The organism is Enterobacter cloacae complex sp. P43RS, assembly GCF_014930585.1.
Lineage (GTDB): Bacteria > Pseudomonadota > Gammaproteobacteria > Enterobacterales > Enterobacteriaceae > Enterobacter > Enterobacter bugandensis.
This window is the reverse complement of record NZ_JADBRJ010000011.1, coordinates 38,432-61,655: the sequence shown is the minus strand read 5'-3', so window position 1 is coordinate 61,655 and position 23,224 is coordinate 38,432. Positions and strand designations below refer to the sequence as shown.

Annotated in this window: 22 protein-coding genes; 12 read left to right on the top strand and 10 right to left on the bottom strand. The window is 58.3% G+C overall.

Going from position 1 to position 23,224, the window contains the following annotated elements; all coding sequences use genetic code 11:
* Positions 1-41: 41 nt before the first annotated feature.
* Entirely contained in the window at positions 42-716 is a 675-nt protein-coding gene (gene yiiM / locus IM294_RS18820) for a 6-hydroxyaminopurine reductase (protein WP_126818692.1), read from the bottom strand.
* A 71-nt stretch (positions 717-787) separates the two neighbouring features.
* Positions 788-1,408: a superoxide dismutase [Mn] gene (gene sodA, locus IM294_RS18815; RefSeq protein WP_003861999.1), complete on the bottom strand. Its 621-nt coding sequence runs from the start codon at positions 1,406-1,408 to the stop codon at positions 788-790.
* A gap of 288 nt (positions 1,409-1,696) precedes the next feature.
* Here sodA and rhaT point away from each other — a divergent pair, with 288 nt between their 5' ends.
* Positions 1,697-2,731, top strand: coding sequence for an L-rhamnose/proton symporter RhaT (rhaT, locus tag IM294_RS18810; protein ID WP_126818672.1), 1,035 nt, complete (start codon positions 1,697-1,699; stop codon positions 2,729-2,731).
* Here the strand turns inward: rhaT and rhaR are convergent, their stop codons facing one another.
* Together rhaR and rhaS are read right to left on the bottom strand one after the other, a co-directional pair.
* Positions 2,732-3,580, bottom strand: a complete 849-nt coding sequence (gene rhaR, locus IM294_RS18805; RefSeq protein ID WP_126818673.1) for an HTH-type transcriptional activator RhaR — start codon at positions 3,578-3,580, stop codon at positions 2,732-2,734. It abuts the gene before it with no gap.
* Between the two features lie 73 nt (positions 3,581-3,653).
* A complete protein-coding gene (gene rhaS / locus IM294_RS18800) occupies positions 3,654-4,490 on the bottom strand; it encodes an HTH-type transcriptional activator RhaS (protein ID WP_041911785.1) in 837 nt (278 codons plus the stop codon).
* A 301-nt stretch (positions 4,491-4,791) separates the two neighbouring features.
* Here rhaS and rhaB point away from each other — a divergent pair, with 301 nt between their 5' ends.
* The 5 genes from rhaB to rhaM all read left to right on the top strand — a co-directional run bounded on the left by rhaB (position 4,792) and on the right by rhaM (position 9,934).
* Positions 4,792-6,261: a rhamnulokinase gene (gene rhaB, locus IM294_RS18795; RefSeq protein WP_126818674.1), complete on the top strand. Its 1,470-nt coding sequence runs from the start codon at positions 4,792-4,794 to the stop codon at positions 6,259-6,261.
* Positions 6,258-7,517 (top strand): L-rhamnose isomerase, encoded by a 1,260-nt coding sequence (rhaA, locus tag IM294_RS18790; RefSeq protein WP_126818675.1) that lies wholly within the window; start codon positions 6,258-6,260, stop codon positions 7,515-7,517. The genes rhaB and rhaA overlap by 4 nt, the downstream gene beginning before the upstream one ends.
* A 96-nt stretch (positions 7,518-7,613) precedes the next feature.
* Positions 7,614-8,444 (top strand): rhamnulose-1-phosphate aldolase, encoded by an 831-nt coding sequence (gene rhaD / locus IM294_RS18785; protein WP_063437463.1) that lies wholly within the window; start codon positions 7,614-7,616, stop codon positions 8,442-8,444.
* A 30-nt stretch (positions 8,445-8,474) separates the two neighbouring features.
* Positions 8,475-9,623 (top strand): lactaldehyde reductase, encoded by a 1,149-nt coding sequence (gene fucO / locus IM294_RS18780; protein WP_126818676.1) that lies wholly within the window; start codon positions 8,475-8,477, stop codon positions 9,621-9,623.
* Positions 9,620-9,934 carry an L-rhamnose mutarotase gene (gene rhaM / locus IM294_RS18775; protein WP_048958108.1) on the top strand — a complete coding sequence of 105 codons (315 nt, stop codon included), beginning with the start codon at positions 9,620-9,622 and terminating at the stop codon, positions 9,932-9,934. Before fucO ends, rhaM begins: the two co-directional genes overlap by 4 nt.
* Here rhaM and IM294_RS18770 read toward each other — a convergent pair.
* From IM294_RS18770 to IM294_RS18755, 4 genes are all read right to left on the bottom strand, one after another.
* Positions 9,922-11,199 (bottom strand): MFS transporter, encoded by a 1,278-nt coding sequence (locus IM294_RS18770; protein WP_126818677.1) that lies wholly within the window; start codon positions 11,197-11,199, stop codon positions 9,922-9,924. The two genes, rhaM and IM294_RS18770, sit on opposite strands and share 13 nt — an antisense overlap.
* A 44-nt stretch (positions 11,200-11,243) precedes the next feature.
* Entirely contained in the window at positions 11,244-13,367 is a 2,124-nt protein-coding gene (locus tag IM294_RS18765; RefSeq protein WP_126818678.1) for an alpha-galactosidase, read from the bottom strand.
* A 104-nt stretch (positions 13,368-13,471) separates the two neighbouring features.
* The gene (locus tag IM294_RS18760) at positions 13,472-14,467 is read right to left on the bottom strand and encodes a LacI family DNA-binding transcriptional regulator (protein WP_126818679.1); all 996 of its coding nucleotides are present in this window, start codon (positions 14,465-14,467) and stop codon (positions 13,472-13,474) included.
* A 17-nt stretch (positions 14,468-14,484) separates the two neighbouring features.
* Complete coding sequence (locus IM294_RS18755; RefSeq protein WP_003861973.1) at positions 14,485-15,033, bottom strand: helix-turn-helix domain-containing protein; 549 nt, start codon at positions 15,031-15,033, stop codon at positions 14,485-14,487.
* A 103-nt stretch (positions 15,034-15,136) separates the two neighbouring features.
* Here IM294_RS18755 and IM294_RS18750 point away from each other — a divergent pair, with 103 nt between their 5' ends.
* Positions 15,137-15,796 (top strand): AzlC family ABC transporter permease, encoded by a 660-nt coding sequence (locus IM294_RS18750; protein ID WP_028014867.1) that lies wholly within the window; start codon positions 15,137-15,139, stop codon positions 15,794-15,796.
* Positions 15,796-16,119 carry an AzlD domain-containing protein gene (locus tag IM294_RS18745; protein WP_028014868.1) on the top strand — a complete coding sequence of 108 codons (324 nt, stop codon included), beginning with the start codon at positions 15,796-15,798 and terminating at the stop codon, positions 16,117-16,119. The genes IM294_RS18750 and IM294_RS18745 overlap by 1 nt, the downstream gene beginning before the upstream one ends.
* A 40-nt stretch (positions 16,120-16,159) precedes the next feature.
* On the opposite strand, the gene IM294_RS18740 is transcribed toward IM294_RS18745, so the two are convergent.
* Together IM294_RS18740 and fdhD are read right to left on the bottom strand one after the other, a co-directional pair.
* Positions 16,160-16,372 (bottom strand): DUF1471 domain-containing protein, encoded by a 213-nt coding sequence (locus IM294_RS18740; RefSeq protein ID WP_041911778.1) that lies wholly within the window; start codon positions 16,370-16,372, stop codon positions 16,160-16,162.
* Positions 16,373-16,486: 114 nt separating this feature from the next.
* Complete coding sequence (fdhD, locus tag IM294_RS18735) at positions 16,487-17,323, bottom strand: formate dehydrogenase accessory sulfurtransferase FdhD (RefSeq protein ID WP_047366787.1); 837 nt, start codon at positions 17,321-17,323, stop codon at positions 16,487-16,489.
* Between the two features lie 371 nt (positions 17,324-17,694).
* On the opposite strand from fdhD, the gene fdnG reads away from it, so the two are divergent.
* From fdnG to fdhE, 4 genes are read left to right on the top strand one after another with little or no spacing between them, the layout of a single operon-like run.
* Complete coding sequence (gene fdnG / locus IM294_RS18730; RefSeq protein WP_100171272.1) at positions 17,695-20,745, top strand: formate dehydrogenase-N subunit alpha; 3,051 nt, start codon at positions 17,695-17,697, stop codon at positions 20,743-20,745.
* A gap of 12 nt (positions 20,746-20,757) precedes the next feature.
* Positions 20,758-21,660 carry a formate dehydrogenase subunit beta gene (fdxH, locus tag IM294_RS18725; RefSeq protein ID WP_003861960.1) on the top strand — a complete coding sequence of 301 codons (903 nt, stop codon included), beginning with the start codon at positions 20,758-20,760 and terminating at the stop codon, positions 21,658-21,660.
* A complete protein-coding gene (gene fdoI / locus IM294_RS18720; RefSeq protein ID WP_015569914.1) occupies positions 21,657-22,292 on the top strand; it encodes a formate dehydrogenase cytochrome b556 subunit in 636 nt (211 codons plus the stop codon). Before fdxH ends, fdoI begins: the two co-directional genes overlap by 4 nt.
* Positions 22,289-23,218 carry a formate dehydrogenase accessory protein FdhE gene (fdhE, locus tag IM294_RS18715; RefSeq protein WP_028014872.1) on the top strand — a complete coding sequence of 310 codons (930 nt, stop codon included), beginning with the start codon at positions 22,289-22,291 and terminating at the stop codon, positions 23,216-23,218. Before fdoI ends, fdhE begins: the two co-directional genes overlap by 4 nt.
* Positions 23,219-23,224 lie beyond the last annotated feature (6 nt).

The following is a 23,224-nucleotide window of genomic DNA, read 5'->3' as shown; positions in this document are numbered from 1 at the left end:
GGGTGGCGGCTTCGCCTTACCCGGCCTACTTTCTACGGAACCTATTTCCCCCACAATCTCCGCGAACTACTCTCGATCTTCCCGCTTATACGCCGCTTTTGCATCGTTCTCGTCCAACTGGTAGACAACCCCGCCGCCGACAGCAGGCGATGATACTGTTCATCGTCAAACGGCATATGCCAGGCAATCGCGCAGGCGTCGTAAACGGACACGTCGCTCAAACGCGACGCGAGCTCAAGCGGGGCATCCGCAGATACTTGTCCTGCAAGCACCACGCGGTACAGCCAGCCGGTTTTACCCGCGTTTTGCAGCTGGGCCGACATATCCTGAATACCGAAATGGTAGTTGAGCTTGAAGCACGGCGAGCGTGGCTGGGTGACCTGAATCAGGGCATCGCCCCAGCGGTAAATATCGCCAATAAAGACGTTCTTTTCCGTCAGCCCTTCCGTTGAGAGATTTTCGCCAAACGCGGGCGCGACGAAGAGGTCCGCCTGCTCAGGAAATTCGGTTTTCCAGTGCTCATAGTGCTCGCGCGGATAGTGGCACAGCGCGCGATCGGGCCCGCCGTGGATTTTCTTTTCGGCCTGCTGGTCGCCCACAAGCCCGAGCTCGGTCAGCGAAAGCTCACCGTCGACCTGCACTTTGGCGATGGCGCTCGGGCGGCTGCCGTCGTACTCCCTTACCTTGCCTGTAAACACGTTCACCGGGTAATGCATCGCTGCCTCCATTACGCAGATACAAAAAAAGCGAGTCATCAGACTCGCTTCTCACAGGCGTCAATGCAACCTTATTTTTTAGCGGCGAAACGCGCTGCTGCTTCGTCCCAGTTCACGACATCCCAGAACGCTTTGATGTAGTCAGGGCGACGGTTCTGGAACTTCAGGTAGTAAGCGTGTTCCCACACGTCCAGACCCAGGATTGGGAAACCGGATGCGCCAGAGATCGCTTCACCCATCAGCGGGGAGTCCTGGTTAGCAGTAGAAACCACTGCCAGCTTGTCACCTTTCAGAACCAGCCACGCCCAGCCAGAGCCGAAGCGGGTTGCAGCGGCTTTTTCGAATTCCGCTTTGAAGTTGTCTACGGAGCCGAAGTCGCGCTCGATAGCCGCTTTCAGGTCGCCCTGCAGGGTGGTACCGGTTTTCAGGCCTTTCCAGAACAGGCTGTGGTTAGCGTGACCGCCCGCGTTGTTACGCAGTACGGTTTTTTTGTCTGCTGGCAGCTGGTCCAGCTTGGTGATCAACTCTTCAACAGGCAGATTAGCGAACTCTGGCAGGCTTTCCAGCGCTGCATTCGCGTTGTTCACGTAGGTCTGGTGGTGTTTAGTGTGATGGATTTCCATCGTCTGCTTGTCGAAATGCGGTTCCAGTGCGTCGTAGGCATACGGCAGGGATGGCAGTGTATAACTCATAATCCTCTCCATTATTGTCGGGCGGCACAGCTGTTAATGCCGCGTAAGCAGTTGGTTCATTATAGTTAATTAAATGATATTGAAAATGATTATCAATGCCGTAGTTTTTATAAGGTTATTCGGTTTTTGAGAAATAAAAGAATTGTGAGTCTGCTCACGCGCTTAACGTGCTGATTGCCATTCAAAACAAAAGTGCGGCAACCTTCTGAAGGTTCCTGAACAGCCTAATTTTTACACTCATCAAGTCGGGGGGAAGCCTCCGGCTATAAAAACGATGAGGACGTAAAAATGAATCATGCGATTACGATGGGTATCTTCTGGCATTTAATAGGCGCAGCCAGTGCAGCCTGTTTCTATGCCCCGTTCAAAAAGGTGAAAGGCTGGTCGTGGGAAACCATGTGGTCCGTTGGCGGTACCGTGTCCTGGCTAATTTTGCCGTGGACAATCAGCGCCATGCTGCTGCCCGATTTCTGGGGCTACTTCTCCTCCTTCAACGCCTCCACCCTGCTGCCGGTATTCCTGTTCGGCGCGATGTGGGGCATCGGCAACATCAACTACGGCCTGACCATGCGCTACCTCGGGATGTCGATGGGTATCGGCATCGCGATTGGCATTACGCTGATAGTGGGCACGCTGATGACGCCAATCCTTAACGGCCATTTCGACGTGCTGATCAACACCCAGGGCGGCCGGATGACGCTGCTGGGCGTGCTGGTGGCGGTGATCGGCGTGGGGATCGTCACCCGCGCAGGCCAGCTAAAAGAACGCAAGATGGGCATCAGGGCCGAAGAGTTCAACCTGAAGAAAGGGCTGCTGCTGGCGGTGATGTGCGGGGTCTTCTCGGCGGGCATGTCGTTCGCCATGAACGCCGCCAAACCGATGCACGACGCCGCCGCGGCGCTGGGCGTTGACCCGCTGTATGTTGCCCTGCCAAGCTACGTGGTGATCATGGGCGGCGGCGCGCTGGTAAACCTCGGTTTCTGCTTTATCCGTCTGGCAAAAGTGAAGAACCTGTCGGTAAAAGCCGACTTCTCGCTGGCAAAACCGCTTATCTTCACCAACGTTCTGCTCTCCGCGCTCGGCGGCCTGATGTGGTATCTGCAATTCTTCTTCTACGCCTGGGGCCACGCCAGCATTCCGCCGCAGTACGACTACATAAGCTGGATGCTGCACATGAGCTTCTACGTGCTGTGCGGTGGGCTGGTTGGGCTGGTGCTGAAGGAGTGGAACAACGCCGGACGTCGTCCGGTTGGCGTACTGAGCCTGGGCTGCGTGGTGATTATCATTGCGGCCAATATCGTCGGCCTCGGCATGGCGAACTGATTACGCTGCTTTTCGACTGCGATGACGCCACTGAACCGGCGTCATCCCCACCTCACGGTTAAACACCACCGAAAAGTAGTTACTGTCCTCAAAGCCGCAGCGCATCGCCACTTCACTGACCATCAGCTCCGTATGCTGTAACAGATACTGGGCGTGGCAGATGCGCAGCTGGCGCAGGTAATGGTTTATCGTCATCCCCGTCTGGGTGCGGAACTGCTGGCGCAGCGCGCGCTCGCTGCACTGCTCCTGCTCGCAGAATTTTTCCAGTACGAAACTCTTGTTCAGACTGCCCGCAAGCCGGGCGATCAGCTTATCCAGCAGCGCTTCCTGCGTGGTGGCGGAGGGATTATCTGTGGCGTAACGATGACGCTTCAGGGTCATCACCAGCTGGGCGAATAGCAGCTCCGACATCTGGTTTGCCACCGGGTCGCTCTTCTGGCTCTCCCGCTCCAGCTGGGAAATCGTCTGGCGCACCTGAGCCATGCCGCTGCTGCTTAAGCGCCAGTGCGGTTCGCCTCCGGCATTCAGAATGCCCGGAATGTTGCTCGCCCAGTCGACATTCAGTTTAAGCCTGTCAGGGCAGTAGATGACGTTCTGCAACACCAGATCGTTAACCGAGGCGTAGGCGTGTTTGTCTTCGGCGCGAATGTAAAACAGATCCCCGCGCGTGATGCGGTAGGGCCGGTCGTTGAGGACGTGCAGGCCGTTGCCGCGCCACACCAGCACCAGCTCGCAGAACTCATGGGTATGCTCGGCAAAGACATTTTGCGGGTAACGGTCGGCCACCGCGACGGCCTGACTCGCGGAGGCAAAAAAATCATCTTTGCGAAGAATCAACTGAGCGGCCACACCACAACCTCTACGGCGAATAACCGGGCATTATTAGCTTTTTTGCGGCCAGAAAACGGTGACTGCCCTCGCGTTACTGAAGCAACGCGTCTTTCCCCTGACGAATATCGCGCGGCGACCAGCTAAATTCCCGGCGAAAAAGCGTCGAAAAGTGATTACTGTCGCCGAAACCGCAGCGATAAGCAATTTCCGTAACGCTTTCGTCGGTATGCCGTAAAAGGTGACGCGCTTTGATCAGGCGCAGACGGTTAAGGTAACGCTGCGGCGTGAGCCCGGTATGCTGCTTGAGCTGACGATGCAGCGTGCGCAGCGAGAGCGAAAAGTCGTCCGCCAGCGTTTCCCAGCAGACGTCTTCAGCGAAATGATCTTCCAGCCAGGCCATGAGCTGGTTCAGCCGTGCGTCATTATTTTCCATCCCTTCCACCAGGCTGCTGCGGCGCAGCAGCACCAGCAGCTGCATAAACAGCAGTTCGCGGGTGGCAATCGCGTGCGTCTCCTGCCCGTCCTCGCTCTGCTCCATCTGGCTCACCAGCTGACGCACCTGCTGTAACGTGGATTGATTCACCCGCCAGTGCGACGGGTAGTGGCCGTCCTTCTCCTGCGGCAACAGCTGATTCAACCCGGAGAGAAACTGGAACGCATCCGGGGAACGATAGAGCACGTTGGTCAGACACAGGTTGTCGGTATGTTCATACAGGTGTCTGTCGTGGTCGCGCACGAAGCACACCGTACCGCCGCTGATGGTATACGGCTGACCGTTGAACACGTGGATGCCCGTTCCGTGCTCAACAATCACAATCTCATGAAAATCATGATGATGCTCCGGGAACGCAGCCTGAGGAAGCCGTGGCTCAATCGCGACGGGAGAAGCCCCCGAAGGAAAAAAATCGACGCTGTGCAGTACGGTCATAACGGCCCCCACCAATGAGAAAAGTTCTCAAAATAGTAATTAAGGCCCTCCACGCTCACCTTAAATTTTTGACAGTAAACCGCGCAAAAGCTGCCGGTTTTTCAAGAAACAGGCGGAAAGATCGGGAAATGCGGTCAGCGTCACACTGCCTGCAAACCCCACCATTACTGGAAACTGTGAACTCCCTCACGTTCACCTTTGCTTTCTTGCCAGCGCGAGATTTGGGCTGTCAGTGGCGAGAAGGTGGCTATTTCTTCCCTTTCTTACACTCATCGCTAATGACTTAAGAAAGGACCCGACCATGACTTTTCGCCATTGTGTGGCTGTCGATTTAGGCGCATCCAGCGGCCGTGTAATGCTCGCCACCTGGGACTGTGACCAGCACACCCTTACGCTTCGCGAAATGCACCGTTTCGCCAATTGTCTGCAAAAACAGGACGGTTTTGTGACCTGGGATATTGATGCGCTGGAAGCGGAGATCCGCACCGGACTTCACAACGTCTGCGAAGACGGTATCCGCATCGACAGTATCGGCATTGATACCTGGGGCGTGGATTACGTGCTGCTGGACAGTCACGGCGAACGCGTCGGCCTGCCTGTTTCCTACCGCGACAGCCGCACCGATGGGCTGATGGCGCACGCCATCGCGCAGCTTGGCAAAGAGAACATCTATGGTCGCAGCGGCATTCAGTTTCTGCCGTTTAACACGCTGTACCAGCTGCGCGCGCTGGTGGAGCAACAGCCAGAGCTGGTTGAAAAGGTGGCGCATGCGCTGCTGATCCCGGACTACTTAAGCTATCGTCTGACCGGCAACATGAACTGGGAATACACCAACGCCACCACCACGCAGCTGGTCAATATCAACACCGATAACTGGGATGAACACCTGCTGGCATGGACGGGCGCCTCGCCGTCCTGGTTCGGCGCGCCAACCCATCCGGGCAATGTGATCGGCCAGTGGATTTGCCCGCAGGGGAATGAAATTCCCGTTGTCGCCGTCGCCAGTCACGACACCGCAAGCGCGGTCATTGCCTCGCCGCTCGCAAGCAAAGACGCGGCCTATCTCTCCTCCGGCACCTGGTCGCTGATGGGTTTTGAGAGCAAAACGCCTTACACCAGCGACGCCGCGCTGGCCGCCAATATCACCAACGAAGGCGGTGCCGAAGGACGCTACCGCGTGCTGAAGAACATCATGGGCCTGTGGCTGCTCCAGCGGGTGCTGAAAGAGCAGAACGTCACCGACCTGCCCGCGCTTATCGCGGAAACCGAAAAGCTGAAGGCCTGCACCTTCCTGATTAACCCGAACGACGACCGCTTTATTAACCCGGTGCACATGAGCGCTGAGATCCAGGCCGCCTGTTTTGACGCGGGGCAGCCGGTACCTTCCCGCCCCGCCGAGCTTTCGCGCTGTATTTTTGACAGCCTCGCCCTGCTCTATGCCGACATCCTGAGCGAGCTGGCGAGCCTTCGCGGTAAACCGTTCAGCCAGTTGCACATCGTGGGCGGCGGCTGCCAGAACCAGCTGCTGAACCAGCTCTGCGCCGATGCCTGCGGCATTACCGTGGTGGCAGGTCCCGTAGAGGCTTCCACGCTCGGCAACATTGGCATTCAGTTGATGACGCTGGACGAACTATCAAACGTCGACGATTTCCGTTCGGTGGTGACGGCGAATAACAGCCTGACCACCTTCACCCCCAATCCCTGCCATGACATTGCCCGCTACCGGGCGCAGTTTCAGCAAAAACGACTGACTAAGGAGCTTTGCGCATGACCACTCAACTTGAACAAGCCTGGGACCTGGCTAAACAGCGTTTCGCCGCCGTCGGCGTGGATGTCGAAGAGGCGCTGCGCCAGCTCGACCGTCTGCCCGTCTCCATGCACTGCTGGCAGGGTGATGACGTTGCCGGCTTCGAGAACCCGGGCGGTTCCCTGACGGGTGGCATTCAGGCAACGGGTAACTACCCGGGCAAAGCGCGCAACGCCACCGAACTGCGTGCGGATCTTGAAATAGCGTTGAGCCTGATCCCAGGGCCAAAACGCCTGAACCTACACGCGATTTATCTCGAATCCGACGCGCCGGTCGCGCGTAACGAAATCAAACCGGAACACTTTAAGAACTGGGTGGAGTGGGCAAAGGCCAACCGGCTGGGACTGGATTTTAACCCGTCCTGCTTCTCGCATCCGCTGAGCGCGGACGGGTTTACCCTTGCGCACGCCAGCGACGAAATCCGGCAGTTCTGGATCGACCACGTCAAAGCCAGCCGACGCGTCTCGGCGTATTTCGGCGAACAGCTTGGCACGCCGTCGGTGATGAATATCTGGATCCCGGACGGCATGAAGGACATCACCGTAGACCGACTGGCGCCACGCCAGCGCCTGCTGGCCGCGCTGGATGAAGCCATCAGCGAGAAGCTTGATCCGGCGCACCATATCGACGCGGTGGAGAGCAAGCTGTTCGGCATTGGCGCAGAGAGCTACACCGTGGGCTCAAACGAGTTCTACATGGGTTACGCCACCAGCCGCCAGACCGCGCTGTGCCTGGATGCTGGCCACTTCCACCCAACGGAAGTCATCTCCGACAAAATTTCCGCCGCCATGCTCTACGTGCCGCGCCTGCTGCTGCACGTCAGCCGTCCTGTGCGCTGGGACAGCGACCACGTGGTCCTGCTGGACGACGAAACCCAGGCGATTGCCAGCGAGATCGTCCGTCACGATCTGTTTGACCGCGTGCACATCGGCCTCGACTTCTTTGACGCCTCCATCAACCGCATCGCGGCGTGGGTAATCGGCACCCGCAACATGAAGAAAGCGCTGCTGCGCGCCCTGCTGGAGCCGACTGCTGCGCTGAAACAGCTTGAAGAAAACGGCGACTACACCGCGCGTCTGGCGCTGCTGGAGGAGCAAAAATCCCTGCCGTGGCAGGCGGTATGGGAGATGTACTGCCAGCGTCACGATGCGCCTGCGGGCAGCCAGTGGCTGGACAACGTGCGGGCGTATGAAAAAGACGTGCTCGCCGCTCGTCAGTAAAAAATATCGCCCGGTAGCGCATTGCATGCCGGGCCTACAAGTAAAAGCAGGCCGGGTAAGCGTAACGCCACCCGGCATTTTCAAAGGAAACACAGTATGCAGACCATCACCACCTCCTGGTTCGTCCAGGGCATGATCAAAGCCACCTCCGACGCCTGGCTGAAGGGCTGGGACGAGCGCAACGGCGGCAACCTCACGCTGCGCCTGGACGATGCGGACATCGAACCGTACGCCGCCGATTTTCATCAGAAGCCACGCTATATTGCCCTGAGCCAGCCGATGCCGCTGCTCGCCAACACGCCGTTTATCGTTACCGGTTCCGGGAAGTTCTTCCGTAACGTTCAGCTGGACCCGGAAGCCAATCTCGGCGTCGTGAGGGTAGACAGCGACGGCGCGGGATACCACATTCTGTGGGGGCTAACGGACGACGCGGTGCCGACCTCTGAACTGCCGGCGCACTTCCTCTCCCACTGCGAGCGCATCAAGGCGACTGACGGCAAAGACCGCGTGATCATGCACTGCCACGCCACTAACCTGATCGCCCTGACCTACGTGCTGGAAAATAATTCTGATTTCTTTACCCGCAAGCTGTGGGAAGGCAGTACCGAATGCCTGGTGGTCTTCCCGGACGGCGTCGGCATTCTGCCGTGGATGGTGCCGGGTACCGATGAAATCGGTCAGGCGACCGCGACGGATATGCAAAAGCACGCCCTGGTGCTGTGGCCGTTCCACGGCGTCTTCGGCAGCGGCCCGACGCTGGATGAAACCTTCGGCCTGATCGACACCGCCGAGAAATCCGCGGAGGTGCTGGTTAAGGTCTACTCCATGGGCGGCATGAAGCAGACAATCCCCCGGGAAGAGCTGATCGCGCTGGGCAAACGTTTTGGCGTTACCCCGATGCAGTCGGCCCTGGATTTATACGCGTAACGCCACAGGCGATAGTTAAGGAGAATTATCATGAGCTTTATGTTGGCACTTCCCAAAATTAGCCTGCATGGCGCGGGTGCAATCGGCGATATGGTCAACCTGGTGGCGACCAGGCAGTGGGGCAAAGCGCTAATTGTCACCGACGGCCAACTGGTGAAACTGGGCCTGCTCGACAGCCTGTTTACCGCGCTGGACGCCCATCAAATGTCATATCACCTGTTCGATGAGGTGTTTCCGAACCCGACGGAAGCGCTGGTGCAAAAAGGATTTGCGGCTTACCGGGACGCGGAGTGTGATTACATCATCGCCTTTGGCGGCGGCAGCCCGATTGATACCGCCAAGGCGATTAAAATCCTCACCGCTAATCCAGGCCCGTCTACCGATTACTCCGGCGTCGGCAAGGTGAAAAATGCGGGCGTGCCGCTGGTGGCGATTAACACTACCGCAGGCACCGCGGCAGAGATGACCAGCAACGCAGTGATCATCGACTCCGCGCGTCAGGTGAAAGAGGTGATTATCGACCCGAACATCATCCCGGATATTGCCGTGGACGATGCCAGCGTGATGCTTGATATTCCCGCCCCGGTGACCGCCGCGACCGGTATGGATGCGTTAACGCACGCCATTGAAGCCTACGTGTCCGTTGGCGCACACCCGCTGACCGATGCCAATGCGCTGGAAGCGATTCGCCTGATTAACCTCTGGCTGCCGAAAGCGGTCGACGACGGTCATAACCTGGAAGCGCGCGAGCAGATGGCGTTTGGTCAGTACCTGGCGGGTATGGCGTTTAACAGCGCCGGGCTGGGGCTGGTACATGCTCTGGCGCACCAGCCGGGCGCAACGCACAACCTGCCGCATGGCGTGTGCAACGCCATCCTGCTGCCGATCATCGAAAACTTTAACCGCCCGAACGCGGTCACGCGTTTTGCCCGCGTGGCGCAGGCAATGGGCGTCGATACCCGCGGGATGAGCGATGAAGCCGCAAGCATGTCCGCCATTCAGGCGATTCGCGACCTGAGCGCCCGCGTCGGCATTCCGTCCGGCTTCAGCCAGCTCGGCGTCACCAAAGCCGATATCGAAAGCTGGCTGGATAAAGCCCTCGCCGATCCGTGTGCGCCGTGTAACCCACGCACCGCCAGCCGCGACGAGGTCCGCGAGCTGTACCTGGAGGCATTATGATCCGCAAAGCGTTTGTGATGCAGGTAAACCCGGACGCGCACGAGGAGTACGCGCGTCGCCACAATCCGATCTGGCCCGAACTGGAAGCGGTGCTGAAAGCCCACGGCGCACACCACTATGCCATTTACCTCGACAGAGAACGCAACCTGCTGTTTGCGACGGTGGAGATTGAGTCGGAGGAGCGCTGGAACGCGGTGGCGAATACCGACGTGTGCCAGCGCTGGTGGAAATATATGGCTGACGTCATGCCGTCGAACCCGGATAACAGCCCGGTGAGCGCCGGGCTGAAAGAGGTGTTTTACCTGGAGTGATGCGTTAACGCTGCCGCCCTTGTGGTGGCAGCAATCTCCCGCCTGCTGCTCAGCGTAAACGCCGATACCACCGTAATCGCCAGCACGAAACAGCCCAGCATCAGATACGTCTCCTGAAAGCCGATCCGGTCATACATATTTCCGGCAAAGGCGGAGAGGAAAATCGCTGCCGACTGTTTGGCAAACTGAAAACCAATCAGGTAGATGGTGGCCGACAGGCGCGTATCAAACACTCCGGTAATGTATTTGAATGCCCCCACCAGCAGGAACGGGACTTCCAGGGCATGCAGCATCTTGAGGGCGATGACCTCCACGGCGGTGGTGGCAAACGACGAGCCGATAATGCGCGTCGCCATAATCACCCCGGCGATCAGCAGCGTGTTCTTCGCGCCGATGCGGTTAATGATCCACGGCGAGCAGAACATGATGATGGCGTTACAAATCTCCCCCGCCGTGGTGGCAAAACCAAAGGCGCGGGTCCCTTCCTGCGGCGTGGCGAAGAAGGTTTTAAAGAAGGTGGCAAACTGCTGGTCGAAAACGTCATACACGCAGGCCACGCCAATCACGTACAGGATGAACATCCACATTCTGCGCTGGCGGAACAGGTTGAACACGGTTTTAGCGGTGATCTGCGGCTGGTTCGCACCCAGGGCGTTCATCACCTGCGCCGTCTGGTTGGGCTTCGGTTTCGCGACCACCAACAGCAGCATCAGCAAAAGCGCCGCCGCCGATCCCATCCAGAAAACATACGACGGATCGATGCTGAACAGGATGCCGCCCGTTGAGGCGCACAGCCCCCAGCCGAGGCAGCCAAACATGCGCGCCTTGCCGTACTCAAAGAAGCTGTTGCGGCTCACGCGTTCAATGTAGGCCTCAATCGCCCCGGATCCGGCTGAAAAAACAAAGCCGATATACAGCCCGCCGCTCAGCGCGCCCAGCCAGATATTGGCTTTCAGCAGCGGCGCGAAGACGTACAGGAAAAACGGCGCAAACAGAAACAGCAGCACCGAGATGATCCACAGCAGGTGTTTTTTCAGCCCCAGCTTGTCCGAAATGACGCCCAGCACCGGCTGGAAGGCAATGGCCGATAGCGAGATGCAGGAGAAGACAATCCCGGTATGGGTTTTATTCAGGCCAATGATGTCCGACAGCCAGATCGGCAGGAACGGAAAGCAGGTGGCCATGATGAAGAAGTAGAGAAAGAAGAACAGCCCGAAGATCCAGAAATTGGGGTTGTCTTTGTGGGTACAGGTTGTTGTGTTCATTATTTTTATCCTCAACGGAGGGCCGGTTGCCCGGCCCGTCACCTTTACACGCGTTCCACGCCAATCAGAATGGCGGTTTCCGGATCCAGAATCGGCAGCGCAATACCCGCCCGCATCAGCCATTCGCCGCTTGCCGTTTGCGGGGCTTCCATCCACGCCGGCAGCTTGCGCATGGTGTGCCCGCCCTCGCCCGTGATCTGAATGTTCGGGTGATCCAGCAGCGTGATGCGGTACTGCGCGCTGGCGTCTAGCCCCGGCATGCGCAGCGGCATCATCAGGGTGTAATCCGGCATCGCGAGCTGGCTGACCATAAACAGCCCCTGCGTTTTGTCTTCACTCACTATACCCTGCGCCAGCGTGGTGGCATCCGGCATGTCCACGCGCCACTGGGTACCGTGATGAATCACCTCGCGCCACCGCTTATACAGCGCGGCATAATGGCGATAGCCCTCACGCTCCTGCGCATCGACGGTGAGCGGATCCAGCTCCAGCCCCATATGCCCAAACAGCGCCGTCAGCCCACGGAAAGCGATGCTATGCTGGCGGAAGGTGGCGTGACATTTATGATGACCGATATGCGCCCCCATCACCTCCGGCGGGAAGAAATAGCTCATGCCGCGCTGGATCGTGTTGCGCTCCAGCGCGTCGTTGTTGTCGGAAGCCCAGAAGCGATGGCTGCGGGTCAGCACTTCATAATCGATTCGCCCCCCGCCGGAGGAGCAGGATTCAAATTCAATGTGCGGAAAACGCTCGCCCAGCACGTCCAGCAGGCGGTAAAACTGGCGGGTCTGCGCGTCGGCGGCAGCTTTACCGTTGTGCCCGGGCTGCACCAGCTCGCGGTTCATGTCCCATTTCACGTAGTCAACCGCATGCTCGCCCAGCAGCCAGCTCATGCGCTCCACCAGGTAATCAAAGGCCTGTGGGATGTTGAGATTGAGCACCAGCTGGTGTCGTCCGGTCGCCTGGGGATAGCCCGGCAGCGCCAGCACCCAGTCAGGATGCGCGCGATAGAGATCGGAATCCGGGTTAATCATCTCCGGCTCGATCCAGATGCCAAACTCCATGCCGAGCCGTTTAACGTGACTGATTACCGGCGTCAGGCCGTTCGGGTATTTTTTCTCATCCAGGTACCAGTCGCCCAGCGCGGCATGGTCGTCGTTGCGGCCTTTGAACCAGCCGTCGTCAATGATAAAGCGCTCCACGCCCAGCGCGGCGGCCTCGTCGGCCATGCGCATGATGTACTCCGGGTCGTGGCTGAAGTAGATCCCCTCCCAGGTATTGAGGTGTACCGGGCGCGGTTTGCTTTCCGGGAAGCGGATGATGTTGTCGCGCAGGTAGCGGTGGAACTGCTGGCTCATGCCGTTCAGCCCGTGCGGGGAATAGCTGGCATACAGGCGCGGCGTCCAGAGCGTTTCGCCCTCTTCAATCGCCATTTCACCCGGCAGGTAAAGCGCTTCTGCCTGTATATAACGGCGACCATCGGTTTTCGCTTCGGCGCGCAGGCGGTGGTTGCCGCTCCAGCCCAGATGCACGCCCCAGACGTCGCCCTGCATTTCGCTGAACGATGGTGTACCGGCGATCAGCGCCGGGAAATGTTCGTGGGACGTTTTACCCCGACGGTTTTCAATGATAAAGCTGTCGTGTTCAAGCGTGACGCGGTGCGGCTGAAATTCCCTGATCCAGCGTCCGTGAAAGGCCATAACCTCCTGCGCGCGCTCGGCCACCGGCAGCGTGACGGCGAATCGGTCCACCTGCCACGCCAGCGCTTTCAGGTTGGTTACTCCATGGCGCACCACCAGCACGCCGCTGGCCTCCAGCGTCAGCTCGCTGGTCAGACGCAGTCCCGCGCATTCATCTTCGGCGGTTATCGTCAGGGTGTTTACGTCCTGCTGCACCTGCGTGGTTTTAAACACCGGGGAACCGTCCAGCCCCTGGCGATGCCCCTCAATACCGGGCGAGCCAAACAGCCCGTGCCCCAGTTCGGCCATCAGCGTTACCGGGGAGTCTACATCCAGCCTGCCGTTTGCCACCGGCCGCACCAGCGTAGCGACATTCTGCGGCGAAAAGTGCTGAAGATGCGGCCCCCAGTAGAGAATTTCGGCGAATGGTTGGGTTTTTATCACCACATCAACGGTGGTGCTTTCGAGTCGTAAAATGGCATCTTGCATCAGACATCTCCTGTCGTCGGGATGTCTTGAGTGTTGATCCGAAACGTTTCGGACACAAACCAAAACGTTTCGGATCTGTGATCGGGTTTGGAAATTTACGCGGTTTAGGCCGTCTGGCCCGGGGAGAATTCGGGCTGCCAGAGCACCTGGAGCCGTTCGACGTCGTCGCCGTTAATCAGCTGGCGCACCATATCGGCAATCTGTTTCCCGACGCCCTGACGAGTGGACTGGATCACTGCCGCCACGTCAGCATCAACGATGCTGTCCTGCGGAAGTCCGTCATAAACCACCAGCGCAACGGCGTTCTCGCCTGTCAGGCGGCCCAGTTCCGCCAGCGCCATCGCCGCGCCGTCGCCGTGGGTGTTGCAGTCGGTAATGATGGCCGTGGGGGGCTGCGGCAGGGAGAGAAGTTCTTTCGTGGTGGCATACCCCACGCGGCGCGAAGGGGGCATAGCGCGCAGCCATTCGCTGGAGAGCCCGCCTTCACGCAGCGCGTCCAGGTAGCCCTGTCGCCGCTGGGTGATGAATGCCTGATTATTGCTTTCGCCCAGCAGGGCGATGCGCTGATGGCCTTTCTCAATCAGCCAGTGGGTGGCCTGGTACGTGCCAGCATAGTTGTCGAAGTCGAACCATGCGTACGGCTGCGGCAGCTGACTGCGGCCAAGCGCCAGAAAAGGGAATCCGACGGCCTGCAGCTGTTCAAGTCGCGGATCGCGATCGAGCGTGTGGGCCACAATCAGCGCATCCACGCGGCGGCTTTGCACCATGCGCATATAGCTGTGCTTATCCGCCAGATCATCGTCGGCGATGAGCAGCAGGTCGATCTCATGTCGCGCCAGTTCGTGGCTAATTTCGCCGACCATGTCCATAAAAACGCTGTTATTGAGCGGAACAGGATGCACGGGGAAAACGAGGCCGACGGCATCAATTTTGCCCATCTTCAGGCGGCGCGCAAACGTATTAGGTCGGTAACCACGGCGCTGGGCCTCCGCCTCCACGCGGGCGCGCGTCTCAGCAGAAACATCGTCATATCCGTTGAGGGCGCGGCTGACGGTAGTGACGGACAGCCCCAGTTCTTTAGCAATGGCTTTGAGCGACATGATTTTCCGTATCTTCGTTAATTTTGTTCCGCCACCAGAAGGGCGTGGGTGTCTGGCTCCAGCGCCTTAAAGATATGCGGCTGATCGGCAGGGTAGCAAATGTAATCGCCCGGGCCGAGTTCTTCCGCGGCGTCGATCAGGCCGACCATCGCCCGCCCCTGGGTCACGATAATGTGCTCAACCGACCCCGGCGGATGCGGCTGGGAAATACGGTCTGCCCCCGGCTGCGTCAGCAGCAGATAGATATCACGACGCGCGCCCGGCGGACACGCCGCCAGCAAAATCGCCTCGTAGTTTGCCTGCCCGGCAACCACCTTGGTGCCCTCGCCGCGGCGGATCACCTGCGTGACGGGCTGCTGCGGCTCCAGTAACCGGGCAAACGGGATATCCAGCGCCACGCAAAGCGACCAGAGCGTTTCCAGGCTAGGATTGCCGTTGCCAGACTCCAGCTGAGAAAGCGTAGATTTGGCGATCCCGGCACGGCGGGCAATTTCCGCCAGTGACAGCCCGGTTCGCAGGCGTTCCCGCACCAGGCTTTTGGCGATCACGCTGATTGGCTGCGTCATAAAAACGGCCTCTTTCTCTCTATAACGAACGATTCGTTCATCTTGTAAAACGATTTTGATGCGTTCATTATAATGGAAATACGTTCGATATGGCTAAAATGATATGAAGAATCCTCTCTCTTGCCTGAAAGGCGACACGATAAAAGCGATAATTTTGGTCTGCCTCGCGGTAGGCGTGGTCGGCATGTCTTACGGCTCCCTGGCGATGGCCTACGGTTTTCCGCTGTGGGTGCCGTTTGTGCTTTCCCTCACGGTGCTGGCGGGCGCATCCGAGTTTATGTTTATCGGCATTGTGGCAAGCGGAGGTAACCCGCTGGCGGCAGCGGCCGCCGGTTTGCTGGTCAACGCGCGCCATGTGCCGTTTGGCGTGACGGTGCGTGAACTGGTGGGCAAACGGGGTTTGAGCTATCTCGGCTGTCACATCATGAACGATGAAAGCGTGGTGTTTGGCCTGTCGCAAAAAACGCCTGAGCAGCGTAAAGCGGCCTACTGGCTGTGCGGTTTAGGCGTGGCGATTATCTGGCCGGTGGGGGCGCTGCTGGGTGCCATGGTCGGTAAACTGCTGCCGGACCCGGAGACCATCGGGCTGGACGCGGTGTTTCCGGCGATCCTGCTGGCGTTAGTGGTACCCGCGTTTAAAAACCGTACCACGCTGATCCGCGCCTGCAGCGGTGCCGCGCTATCACTGGCTGCCGTGCCGTTTGCCCCGGTGGGTTTACCGGTTCTGCTCTCGTTACTCGGTCTCGCTGCGAGGAAAAAATAATGGGAAACATGACGTTTTTTATTCTCGGCATCGCCATTCTTTCTGCCGGAACCTACCTGATGCGTCTCGGGGGGGCAAAGCTGGGCAACCGGCTGGCGCTTTCTGAACGATCGCAGGCGCTGCTTTCCGATGCGGCTACCGTTTTGCTGTTCTCCGTCGCGCTGGCGACCACCTTTTATGAAGGGGAACATTTTGCGGGCATGGCGCGCGTGCTGGGCGTGGGGTTCGCGGTGTTCCTGGCATGGCGAAAAATGCCGTTAATTGTGGTGATCGTCGCGGCGGCGGTGGTGACGGCGCTGCTGCGTCTGGCGGGTATAAACTAAAAAAGCGCCCCAGGGGCGCTCTTTCGACGGTATAGCGAAATTATTTGTTCAGTTCAGCGGTCATGTGTACGCGGTTACCGGTGAACGCCTGGGTAATTTTGTAGGATGACGCGCCCGCTTCCTGAGCCTGAGCCGCGATTTTCGCTTCTGCGCTATCAATGGTGGAAGCAGAGGCGGTCACTGTCTGTGCAGCGAAAGAACCGAAAGAAGCAGCCAGAGCGATTACAGCGACAAAAGTTTTGATGCTTTTCATGATATAAACCCTTTCATTAAGTTGTTTAGGTAAGGCACCGTGCCTTGATGAGATAAATACTAGCCCTCATCCTGAACAACTAAAAGCGGAAGGATTTGCTATTATCGTTCAAAATTACTGATCAACCATTAACCGCTGCGGATGGGTATAAATCGTCGCCCTGCCCGGCTTGCAGAACCCCACCAGCGTCAGATTGCAGCGCTCCGCCACCTCCACCGCCAGCGTGGTTGCCGCCGACACCGCAAACAGAATTTCCACGCCGCACATCGCGGACTTCTGCACCATCTCATAGCTGGCGCGGCTGGAAACAAGCGCCGCGCCCTGCTGCCAGAGATCGCTTTCCCCCGCACGACGGCCTAATAGCTTGTCGAGCGCGACGTGGCGGCCCACGTCCTCATGCCCTCCAGCAATATCTCCTGACGGCAATACCCACGCTGCCGCGTGCGTGCAGCCGCTCAGTTGGCCGATGGGCTGAACATCGTTGAGATTTTCCAGCGCACGGTCGAGATGCGCCAGATTGAAGGTCTGGGTAAACGGCAGTGGCGCAACGGGCTTGCCAATATCATTAAGCTGCTCAACACCACAGACACCGCACCCGGTACGCCCGGCCAGCGCGCGGCGGCGCTCTTTCAGCCCCATAAAGCGGCGGCTGGAGAGTTCGATTTGCACTTCAAGACCGTTACACGCCTGAACCACGTCCATGCCGTAGATCTCCTGCGGGTGCGCAATGATGCCTTCCGAAAGGGAAAAACCGATGGCGAACAGTTCGAGATCTTTAGGTGAGGCCATCATCACCACGTGCGAAATACCGTTGTAAACGAGGGCAACGGGCACTTCTTCAGCCAGAAAATCGGGTGTGGCATGGGTAATGTGGGGCGGTCTGCGTACCGACATTTCCACAATGCCCGCAGGCAGTGGCGATGAGCGGGTAGCACGGTTTTGTTTAGACACAGCGGTATTCCTGAACAACCACGGAAGTAAGCCTGCTATTGCAGCATAAACCGCAGGCCTTACGCATAGTATGGATCAACTTTTCGACACTCATTGTCCTACTCATTAAGAAGAGGTGCAACCCGACCCCCGCTACACCCCTTTAACATGCAGAGCTTATAGTGTGATCAGTGTCACACTTTATAATCAACACAGTGATAATACGTTCACTTTGTATTAACGCCGTTGGAACAGGTATACCGACATTGTGGTATTCTGATGATATCCCTCGGAGAAATGAGGGATTAACGCAAATTTTTCTCCTTTGCGGTCAATTCTCAACCGCGAAGTTAAAACTACATATATAAGCAATGTCGAACAAGGAGTGACCCATGCAGGTCAGCAGAAGGCAGTTCTTTAAGATCTGCGCTGGCGGTATGGCAGGCACCACGGCGGCGGCACTGGGCTTTGCGCCCGGCGTAGCGCTGGCGGAAACGCGGCAGTACAAACTGCTGCGCACCCGCGAAACCCGTAACACCTGTACGTACTGCTCCGTCGGCTGTGGGCTGTTGATGTATAGCCTCGGCGACGGTGCGAAAAACGCCAAAGCGTCTATTTTCCATATCGAAGGCGACCCGGACCATCCGGTCAACCGCGGCGCGCTGTGCCCGAAAGGGGCCGGTCTGGTGGACTTTATCCACTCCGAAAGCCGTCTGAAATTCCCGGAATATCGCGCACCTGGCTCCGATAAATGGCAGCAAATCAGCTGGGAAGAGGCGTTTGACCGCATCGCAAAACATATTAAAGAAGACCGCGATGCCAACTTTATTGAGAAGAACGCCGACGGCGTCACGGTCAACCGCTGGCTCTCCACCGGGATGCTGTGTGCTTCTGCCTCCAGCAACGAAACCGGCTATTTAACCCAGAAATTCACGCGCGCACTCGGTATGCTCGCGGTCGACAACCAGGCGCGTGTCTGACACGGACCAACGGTAGCAAGTCTTGCTCCAACATTTGGTCGCGGTGCGATGACCAACCACTGGGTCGACATCAAGAACGCCAACCTCATTGTGGTGATGGGCGGTAACGCCGCTGAAGCGCACCCTGTCGGGTTCCGCTGGGCGATGGAAGCCAAAATCCACAACGGTGCGAAACTGATTGTGATCGATCCCCGCTTTACGCGTACTGCGTCAGTGGCGGATTTCTACACCCCTATTCGTTCAGGTACTGACATCACTTTCCTGTCAGGCGTACTGCTGTACCTGATGACCAATGAAAAATATAACCGCGAGTACACCGAAGCCTATACCAACGCCAGCCTGATCGTGCGTGAGGATTACCACTTCGAAGATGGCCTGTTCAGCGGTTATGACGCGGAAAAACGCAAGTACGACAAAACCAGCTGGAACTACGAGCTGGATGAGAAAGGCTTTGCGAAGCGCGACACCACTCTTCAACACCCGCGCTGCGTGTGGAACCTGCTGAAAGAGCACGTTTCCCGCTACACGCCGGACGTTGTTGAGAACATCTGCGGCACGCCGAAGGCGGACTTCCTGAAGGTCTGCGAGCTGATCGCGGAGACCAGCGCGAAGGACAAAACCGCGTCGTTCCTGTATGCACTCGGCTGGACGCAGCACTCCATCGGCGCCCAGAACATCCGTACCATGGCAATGGTGCAGCTGCTGCTCGGCAACATGGGGATGGCAGGCGGCGGCGTGAACGCCCTGCGCGGTCACTCTAACATCCAGGGTTTGACCGACCTCGGCCTGCTGTCTCAGAGCCTGACGGGTTACATGAACCTGCCGAGCGAAAAACAGACTGACCTGCAAACTTACCTGACAGCCAGCACGCCAAAACCGCTGCTCGAAGGCCAGGTGAACTACTGGGGCAACTATCCGAAGTTCTTCGTCTCGCTGATGAAAGCCTTCTACGGCGACAAGGCGACGGCGGAAAACAGCTGGGGCTTTGACTGGCTGCCGAAGTGGGACAAAGGTTACGACGTTCTCCAGTACTTCGAAATGATGCATCAGGGCCAGGTCAACGGCTATATCTGCCAGGGCTTTAACCCGGTGGCGTCGTTCCCGAACAAGAACAAGGTTGTTGAATCCCTCTCGAAGCTGAAGTTCCTGGTGACGATTGACCCGCTCAACACCGAGACCTCGACCTTCTGGCAGAACCACGGCGAATCAAACGACGTCGATCCGTCGAAGATTCAGACCGAAGTGTTCCGCCTGCCGTCCACCTGCTTCGCGGAAGAGAACGGTTCTATCGTCAACTCCGGCCGCTGGCTGCAGTGGCACTGGAAAGGCGCGGACGCCCCGGGCATCGCCATGAACGACGGCGAGATCCTGGCCGGTATCTTCTTACGCCTGCGTAAGATGTATGCGGCAGAAGGCGGCGCGAACCCTGAGCCGGTGCTGAACATGACCTGGAACTACTCGACGCCGGAAAATCCTGCGCCGGAAGAAGTGGCCATGGAGAGCAACGGTAAGGCGCTGGCGGACGTTATCGACCCGGCCACCGGCGCGGTTCTGGCGAAGAAAGGCGACCAGCTCAGCACCTTCGCCCACCTGCGCGATGACGGTACCACCTCCAGCGGCTGCTGGATCTTTGCCGGTAGCTGGACGCCGAAAGGCAACCAGATGGCCAACCGCGACAACGCCGACCCGTCGGGCCTCGGCAATACGCTGGGCTGGGCATGGGCATGGCCGCTGAACCGCCGCATCCTCTATAACCGTGCCTCCGCTGATCCGCAGGGCAACCCGTGGGATCCGAAGCGTCAGCTTCTGAAGTGGGACGGCGCGAAATGGGGCGGCGTGGATATTCCGGACTACAGCACTGCCGCACCAGGCAGCGACGTTGGGCCGTTTATCATGCAGCCTGAAGGGATGGGCCGTCTGTTTGCTATCGATAAGATGGCGGAAGGGCCGTTCCCGGAACACTACGAGCCGTTTGAGACGCCGCTGGGCACCAACCCGCTGCACCCGAACGTGGTCTCTAACCCGGCAGCGCGTATCTTCAAGGGCGACTTTGAAGCGCTGGGTAAAAAAGATAAGTTCCCGTACGTGGGCACCACTTACCGTCTGACCGAACACTTCCACTACTGGACCAAGCACGCGCTGCTTAACGCCATCGCGCAGCCGGAACAGTTTGTGGAGATCGGCGAGAAGCTGGCGAACAAGCTCGGCATTGCCCATGGCGATACCGTGAAAGTCTCCTCTAACCGCGGCTACATCAAGGCCAAGGCGGTGGTGACCAAGCGTATTCGCACGCTGAACGTTCACGGTCAGCAGGTGGATACCATCGGCATCCCAATTCACTGGGGCTATGAGGGCGTGGCGAAGAAAGGGTTCATTGCGAACACCCTGACGCCGTTCGTCGGCGATGCGAACACGCAGACGCCGGAGTTTAAGGCCTTCCTCGTGAACGTGGAAAAGGTGTAACGGAGACGACTTATGGCTTATCAATCTCAAGACATTATCCGTCGTTCCGCGACTAACGGTTTCACGCCCGCGCCTCAGGCGCGGGACCACCAGCAGGAAGTGGCGAAGCTGATCGACGTGACCACCTGTATCGGCTGTAAAGCCTGTCAGGTGGCCTGCTCTGAGTGGAACGACATCCGTGACGAAGTGGGTCACAACGTCGGGGTGTACGACAACCCGGCAGACCTGACCGCCAAGTCCTGGACGGTAATGCGTTTCTCGGAAGTGGAGCAGAACGACAAACTGGAATGGCTTATCCGCAAAGACGGCTGTATGCACTGCGCGGATCCGGGCTGCCTGAAGGCGTGTCCGTCAGAAGGGGCTATCATTCAGTATGCCAACGGCATCGTCGACTTCCAGTCCGAGCAGTGCATTGGCTGCGGCTACTGCATCGCGGGCTGTCCGTTCGACGTGCCGCGCATGAACCCGGAAGACAACCGCGTCTACAAATGCACCCTGTGCGTTGACCGCGTTAACGTGGGCCAGGAGCCTGCATGCGTGAAGACCTGCCCAACCGGCGCTATCCACTTTGGCTCCAAAGAGGATATGAAAACGCTGGCGGCAGAGCGCGTGGGCGAGTTGAAAACCCGTGGTTACGACAACGCGGGCCTGTACGATCCGGCCGGGGTTGGCGGTACGCACGTGATGTACGTGCTGCACCACGCCGACAAGCCGAACCTGTATCACGGCCTGCCGGAGAACCCGGAAATCAGCGCCACCGTGAAGTTCTGGAAAGGCATCTGGAAACCGCTGGCCGCGGTGGGCTTTGCTGCCACCTTCGCAGCGAGCATCTTCCACTACGTCGGCGTCGGTCCGAACCGTGCGGAAGAGGAAGACGACAACCTGCATGAAGAGAAAGACGAGGTGCGCAAATGAGAAAACGTGACACCATCGTGCGCTACACCGCGCCGGAACGCATCAACCACTGGGTCACCGCCTTCTGCTTCATGCTGGCGGCGATAAGCGGGCTGGGGTTCTTCTTCCCCTCCTTCAACTGGCTGATGCAGATCCTGGGCACGCCGCAGCTGGCGCGCATCCTTCACCCGTTCGTGGGTGTGGTGATGTTTGCCTCGTTTATCATCATGTTTTTCCGCTACTGGCACCATAACCTAATCAATCGGGATGATATCTTTTGGGCGAAGAATATTCGTAAGATCGTCGTCAACGAGGAAGTGGGTGATACCGGGCGTTATAACTTCGGCCAGAAATGCGTATTCTGGGCGGCGATTATCTTCCTGGTCCTGTTGCTGGTGAGCGGCGTGATCATCTGGCGTCCGTACTTTGCGCCTGCTTTCTCAATCCCGGTGATCCGATTTGCGCTAATGCTGCATTCATTTGCCGCAGTGGCGTTAATTGTGGTTATCATGGTGCATATTTACGCCGCCCTCTGGGTGAAAGGCACCATTACCGCGATGGTGGAAGGATGGGTAACCAAAACGTGGGCGAAGAAACATCACCCGCGCTGGTACCGTGAAGTCCGCCAGAAACAGGAAAAGTCATCTGAATGAGTATTCGCATAATCCCGCAAGATGAGCTGGGGTCGAGCGAGAAACGTACGGCGGAGTATATTCCGCCGTTGTTATTCCCCAGACTCAAGAACCTCTACAACCGCCGCGCAGAGCGTCTGCGCGAGCTGGCAGAGAACAACCCGCTGGGCGATTTTCTGCGTTTTGCCGCGCTGGTCGCCCATGCGCAGGAGGTGGTGCTGTACGATCACCCGCTGCAAATGGACCTGACCGCGCGCATCAAAGAAGCTAACGAGCAGGGCAAGCCGCCGCTGGATATTCACGTCCTGCCGCGCGACAAGCACTGGCATAAGCTGCTTCATTCGCTGATTGCCGAGCTGAAGCCGGAGATGAGCGGCACCGCGCTGGCGGTCATCGAGAATCTGGAAAAAGCCTCTGACCTGGAGCTGGAAGAGATGGCGAGCGCGCTGTTTGCATCCGACTTCTCGCTGGTCAGCAGCGATAAAGCGCCGTTTATCTGGGCCGCGCTGTCGCTCTACTGGGCGCAAATGGCGAGCCTGATCCCGGGCAAAGCCCGCGCCGAATACGGCGAAGCGCGCCAGTTCTGCCCGGTCTGCGGCTCAATGCCGGTCTCCAGCATGGTGCAGATTGGGACCACGCAGGGGCTGCGCTACCTGCACTGCAACCTGTGTGAAACCGAGTGGCACGTGGTGCGCGTGAAGTGCAGCAACTGCGAGCAGACTCGCGATCTCAACTACTGGTCGCTGGAAAATGAAGACGCGGCGGTGAAAGCCGAAAGCTGCGGCGACTGCGGAACCTACCTGAAGATCCTGTATCAGGAAAAAGACCCGAAAGTCGAAGCGGTGGCCGACGATCTCGCCTCGCTGATTCTGGATGCGAAGATGGAGCAGGAGGGCTTTGCCCGCAGCTCGATCAACCCGTTCCTGTTCCCGGGTGAAGGGGAGTAATCTCCT

Bases quoted from the DNA above. Each gene is read 5' to 3' on its own strand.
- rhaB (WP_126818674.1), top strand. From the start codon at position 4,792: ATGACTTTTCGCCATTGTGTGGCTGTCGATTTAGGCGCATCCAGCGGC.
- fdoI (WP_015569914.1), top strand. From the start codon at position 21,657: ATGAGAAAACGTGACACCATCGTGCGCTACACCGCGCCGGAACGCATC.
- rhaA (WP_126818675.1), top strand. From the start codon at position 6,258: ATGACCACTCAACTTGAACAAGCCTGGGACCTGGCTAAACAGCGTTTC.
- IM294_RS18760 (WP_126818679.1), bottom strand. From the start codon at position 14,467: ATGTCGCTCAAAGCCATTGCTAAAGAACTGGGGCTGTCCGTCACTACC.
- fdhE (WP_028014872.1), top strand. From the start codon at position 22,289: ATGAGTATTCGCATAATCCCGCAAGATGAGCTGGGGTCGAGCGAGAAA.
- IM294_RS18740 (WP_041911778.1), bottom strand. From the start codon at position 16,372: ATGAAAAGCATCAAAACTTTTGTCGCTGTAATCGCTCTGGCTGCTTCT.
- fucO (WP_126818676.1), top strand. From the start codon at position 8,475: ATGAGCTTTATGTTGGCACTTCCCAAAATTAGCCTGCATGGCGCGGGT.
- rhaM (WP_048958108.1), top strand. From the start codon at position 9,620: ATGATCCGCAAAGCGTTTGTGATGCAGGTAAACCCGGACGCGCACGAG.
- IM294_RS18770 (WP_126818677.1), bottom strand. From the start codon at position 11,199: ATGAACACAACAACCTGTACCCACAAAGACAACCCCAATTTCTGGATC.
- sodA (WP_003861999.1), bottom strand. From the start codon at position 1,408: ATGAGTTATACACTGCCATCCCTGCCGTATGCCTACGACGCACTGGAA.
- rhaT (WP_126818672.1), top strand. From the start codon at position 1,697: ATGAATCATGCGATTACGATGGGTATCTTCTGGCATTTAATAGGCGCA.
- IM294_RS18745 (WP_028014868.1), top strand. From the start codon at position 15,796: ATGGGAAACATGACGTTTTTTATTCTCGGCATCGCCATTCTTTCTGCC.
- IM294_RS18765 (WP_126818678.1), bottom strand. From the start codon at position 13,367: ATGCAAGATGCCATTTTACGACTCGAAAGCACCACCGTTGATGTGGTG.
- IM294_RS18755 (WP_003861973.1), bottom strand. From the start codon at position 15,033: ATGACGCAGCCAATCAGCGTGATCGCCAAAAGCCTGGTGCGGGAACGC.
- yiiM (WP_126818692.1), bottom strand. From the start codon at position 716: ATGCATTACCCGGTGAACGTGTTTACAGGCAAGGTAAGGGAGTACGAC.
- rhaD (WP_063437463.1), top strand. From the start codon at position 7,614: ATGCAGACCATCACCACCTCCTGGTTCGTCCAGGGCATGATCAAAGCC.
- fdxH (WP_003861960.1), top strand. From the start codon at position 20,758: ATGGCTTATCAATCTCAAGACATTATCCGTCGTTCCGCGACTAACGGT.
- rhaS (WP_041911785.1), bottom strand. From the start codon at position 4,490: ATGACCGTACTGCACAGCGTCGATTTTTTTCCTTCGGGGGCTTCTCCC.
- IM294_RS18750 (WP_028014867.1), top strand. From the start codon at position 15,137: ATGAAGAATCCTCTCTCTTGCCTGAAAGGCGACACGATAAAAGCGATA.